The organism is Marinobacterium arenosum (assembly GCF_019795155.1).
GTDB classification, from domain to species: domain Bacteria; phylum Pseudomonadota; class Gammaproteobacteria; order Pseudomonadales; family Balneatricaceae; genus Marinobacterium_C; species Marinobacterium_C arenosum.
In genome coordinates this window covers 1-3,133 of the sequence record NZ_JAILYN010000099.1, presented here as the reverse complement: position 1 = coordinate 3,133, position 3,133 = coordinate 1, and the positions used below count along the sequence as shown (strand labels likewise).

Here is a 3,133-nt window from a genome sequence, read left to right as displayed (position 1 = left end):
AAAAATGGACAATGCCCATCAGGAACTGGAAGGCTGCCCTGAACCGCTTTATGATCGAATTTGAAGACCGCTTGGCGGACTATATTTAACCTTGGCAGTTACACAGAATTATTTACAGGGTCATTGTCCATTTTTGAGCCCATCATATGTCCGGCCCCCATCATCGAATCAGAGCCCATCTTATGCCCGCTTCCCATACCACCTTGCGAGCCAGCCTGACCATGTCGATCCGCGGCCTTGCCCAGAGCCTGGCGGAACAGCGTCAAACCGGCATCCCGCTGCTCGACGGTATACCAGCGTCCGGTATCCGGTTTGGCCTCCAGCGAGACAGACTCAGCATCATTCTGACCACTGCAGGCCACCAGCAACAGTAGCGGCAATGCTAGTAACGTTTTTTCATCCCGCCACACCCTAAGCCAGGTTCAAACCCGATAACCCATCCATCAGAGGCACTGTTCGAAACCGATCCCAAACGTCCACACTATAAGTAACTACCGAAACGACGATATCCGGTAAGTTCTGAAGACAACCCTTGCTATTTAAAGTTCGCAGAAGACCACAGTTGGCCCTTCGGCAAGGGATTCAGCTGTGGTGATTCAGACTAGATCTGACAGCCAGTGTCTGACGCTGTCCGAAAGCGGACATCTCAACCGGTTCAGGCTGGAGCCTGGTCCTGGCAGAAGCGGCCCAAAGGAGCCTCACAAGGCTCAACCTCCCCCAGACAACATCTGGCGTAGACAGCGCCATACCAGCTTGCCCAAAACTGGGATAAGACCTGATGACCGTCACTGACCAGCAGACCGCAACCGCTCCTTATGACGCTCACTCCAGGCACATAGCATATCCATAATCGGTCTCAACTCGTCAGCGATTGGGGTGCTCGTATATTCGACTCGTGGCGGAACCTCGGCGTAGACCTTACGCGCAACCAGATGGTCCGCCTCCAGTTCACGTAGCTGCTGAGTCAGCATCTTCTGGGTGATCTTTGGAATACGTTTCCTAAGCTCGCCAAATCTCAGTGTGTTGTCCCTGAGGTGATACAGAATGATTACCTTCCATTTGCCGCCAATGACATCCATCGCGGTTGTTACCGGACAGCCCAGATTTTCAGTGCAGCCAGATGAGAGCTCTATCTCTTTGTTTTTAAGCATTAGTTACCTTTTTCATACTCAGTTCCCAGACGGTACGTACTTGATCTTTGTATACCGCACCAATACGGTATACATAATATACTAACAGCACTAAGGATACTTTCTGGTTGTTTTATACCATAAAGCTGGCTTGGCTGTCCTTGGTGTGCTGGCTGCCGGAGGCTTCTCCGGCAAGCCGATTGAACGAACATAATTGGAGATAGCAATGAAAAAGTTCTCAGCTAAGAAAGTCCTGCTGGCGGCTGCCTTACTGTCACTGACGGCAAATGCACAGGCTGCTGAATTTATCTACAAACCCGCTTCCATGACGGAGATCGCCGTTAACTTGCAGAAAGTCGAAGGGGGACATCTTGAACGCTTCAAGAAGCCCTATGAGATACAGCGCCTGAGCGACAATATCTACTGGGTGTCCGCCGCCAACTACAACGTGACTGTACTGGTGGGTAAAGAGGGGGTGCTACTTATCGATGCCCCTATGCACACGGGTAAGCAGATTCTGAAAGCGATAAAGGCGATCACCGATAAGCCGCTGCGTGGAATCGTATATTCCCATGCCCATGCCGACCATGTGGGTGACTCCAGCCTGATACTGAAAGAGCTGGGCGATGAGAATATAGATATCTATGCGACCGAAGAGGTGAGTGACGCACTGCTCTCTCACGGCGTAACCCTACCGGCACCGGTTACAAAAATTATTGGTGAACAGCTGGTATTTGAAGGCCATACCTTTGAAGTCTACAAAGACCTCGACGGCCATACGCCGGACAACACCGGCTTCCTGATTGAAGACGGTGGCCGAAAAGTATTGCACGCCATCGACCTTGTTCACCCGGATCAGCTGGAGTTCAGAAGCTTCTCCAATGTTGAAAACGCTATCGCCTACAAGAACGACATCGATAAGCTGCTGAAGATGGACTGGGATGTGATGGTTACCGGCCATAGCAACCTGGGCTACAAAGAGGATGTCGAGTTTGTGCAGCAATATATCCGGGACATCCAGAACTACATCCATCAGGGGCATGCCAACGCCGACTTCTCGGCTCATCTGAAGAGCGACACCCCATTCGCCTGGTATGCGGGTTACAGCGATGAGGTCATCGATTTCGCAACCGACTTACTGGCTAAAAAGTATCGTGAAGGTCGCGAGGAAGAGTTTGATATTGTCGCCCGGTCCCACGTGAAAGTCATGTTCTGGGCGATGCTCGCCCGCGCACTCTGATGCGTAGCTCAAGCCATTAGTAAAAAACGCATCTGCCCCATGTGTCATGTGACCGAACTCAGTCCATTGCACATGAGTCAGATCTCTCAGGCTTAAGAAAATGTGTGAGATGTATGAATAAAGGTGTCTGTGTAGTCGTGGGAGTCGGGCCAGGTAATGGTGCCGAGATCGCCAGGAAGTTCGCAGCCGAGGGTTACCGGGTGGCGCTTTGTGCACGAAACGCGCTGCGACTGGAACAGATTGCAGCCACGATCGAGGGCTCCCGTGTATATAGCTATGACGTTCAAGATCCCGAGGCGGCCACGAAGGTCTTTGGCCAGATTCGCGAAGAGTTGGGACCGGTGGAGGTACTGGTATACAACGCCGGTGCAGGTGCATTTGTGAACATTGAAGAAGCCTCGCTGGAAAGCTTTCAGGCTGCGTGGGAAGTGAATACACAGGGACTGTTTCTGTCGGCTAAGGAGGTGCTCCCGGATATGCGAACCCAAAAAAGCGGCAACATTGTCGTGATCGGGGCTACCGCCTCGATTAAAGGTGGGGCGAATTCCGCGCCTTTTTCATCGGCCAAGTTTGCCCAGCGCGGACTGGCTCAATCCATGGCGAGGTACCTGGGGCCGGATAAAATTCATGTCTCTTACGTGTGCGTATTCCGGCGAAGTTGAACACCGATTCCGGACGAACGTGAACACCTGATTTCTCAACGCATCACGCCCAGACGTTTTTAGCCCAGGTGTTCATCTTCGGTCAACTGGCCGAGGATTTT

General features: G+C 52.0%; 4 protein-coding genes. 3 read left to right on the top strand and 1 reads right to left on the bottom strand.

Features of this window, described 5'->3' with window-relative positions; all coding sequences use genetic code 11:
• The first annotated feature begins 182 nt into the window (after positions 1–182).
• A complete protein-coding gene (locus tag K6T12_RS21275; RefSeq protein WP_222224982.1) occupies positions 183–374 on the top strand; it encodes a hypothetical protein in 192 nt (63 codons plus the stop codon).
• 411 nt (positions 375–785) lie between these two features.
• Here the strand turns inward: K6T12_RS21275 and K6T12_RS21270 are convergent, their stop codons facing one another.
• Positions 786–1,151 (bottom strand): winged helix-turn-helix transcriptional regulator, encoded by a 366-nt coding sequence (locus tag K6T12_RS21270; protein WP_222224981.1) that lies wholly within the window; start codon positions 1,149–1,151, stop codon positions 786–788.
• Positions 1,152–1,356: 205 nt separating this feature from the next.
• Between K6T12_RS21270 and K6T12_RS21265 the strand changes: the two genes are divergently transcribed.
• Together K6T12_RS21265 and K6T12_RS21260 are read left to right on the top strand one after the other, a co-directional pair.
• Positions 1,357–2,370: an MBL fold metallo-hydrolase gene (locus K6T12_RS21265; RefSeq protein WP_222224980.1), complete on the top strand. Its 1,014-nt coding sequence runs from the start codon at positions 1,357–1,359 to the stop codon at positions 2,368–2,370.
• Between the two features lie 113 nt (positions 2,371–2,483).
• On the top strand, positions 2,484–3,032 hold the full coding sequence (locus K6T12_RS21260; protein WP_222224979.1) for an SDR family NAD(P)-dependent oxidoreductase: 549 nt from the start codon (positions 2,484–2,486) through the stop codon (positions 3,030–3,032).
• Positions 3,033–3,133 lie beyond the last annotated feature (101 nt).

What these genes read in the sequence shown, in the direction of transcription:
- K6T12_RS21275 (WP_222224982.1), top strand. Translation starts at nt 183, where the DNA reads ATGCCCGCTTCCCATACCACCTTGCGAGCCAGCCTGACCATGTCGATC.
- K6T12_RS21270 (WP_222224981.1), bottom strand. Translation starts at nt 1,151, where the DNA reads ATGCTTAAAAACAAAGAGATAGAGCTCTCATCTGGCTGCACTGAAAAT.
- K6T12_RS21265 (WP_222224980.1), top strand. Translation starts at nt 1,357, where the DNA reads ATGAAAAAGTTCTCAGCTAAGAAAGTCCTGCTGGCGGCTGCCTTACTG.
- K6T12_RS21260 (WP_222224979.1), top strand. Translation starts at nt 2,484, where the DNA reads ATGAATAAAGGTGTCTGTGTAGTCGTGGGAGTCGGGCCAGGTAATGGT.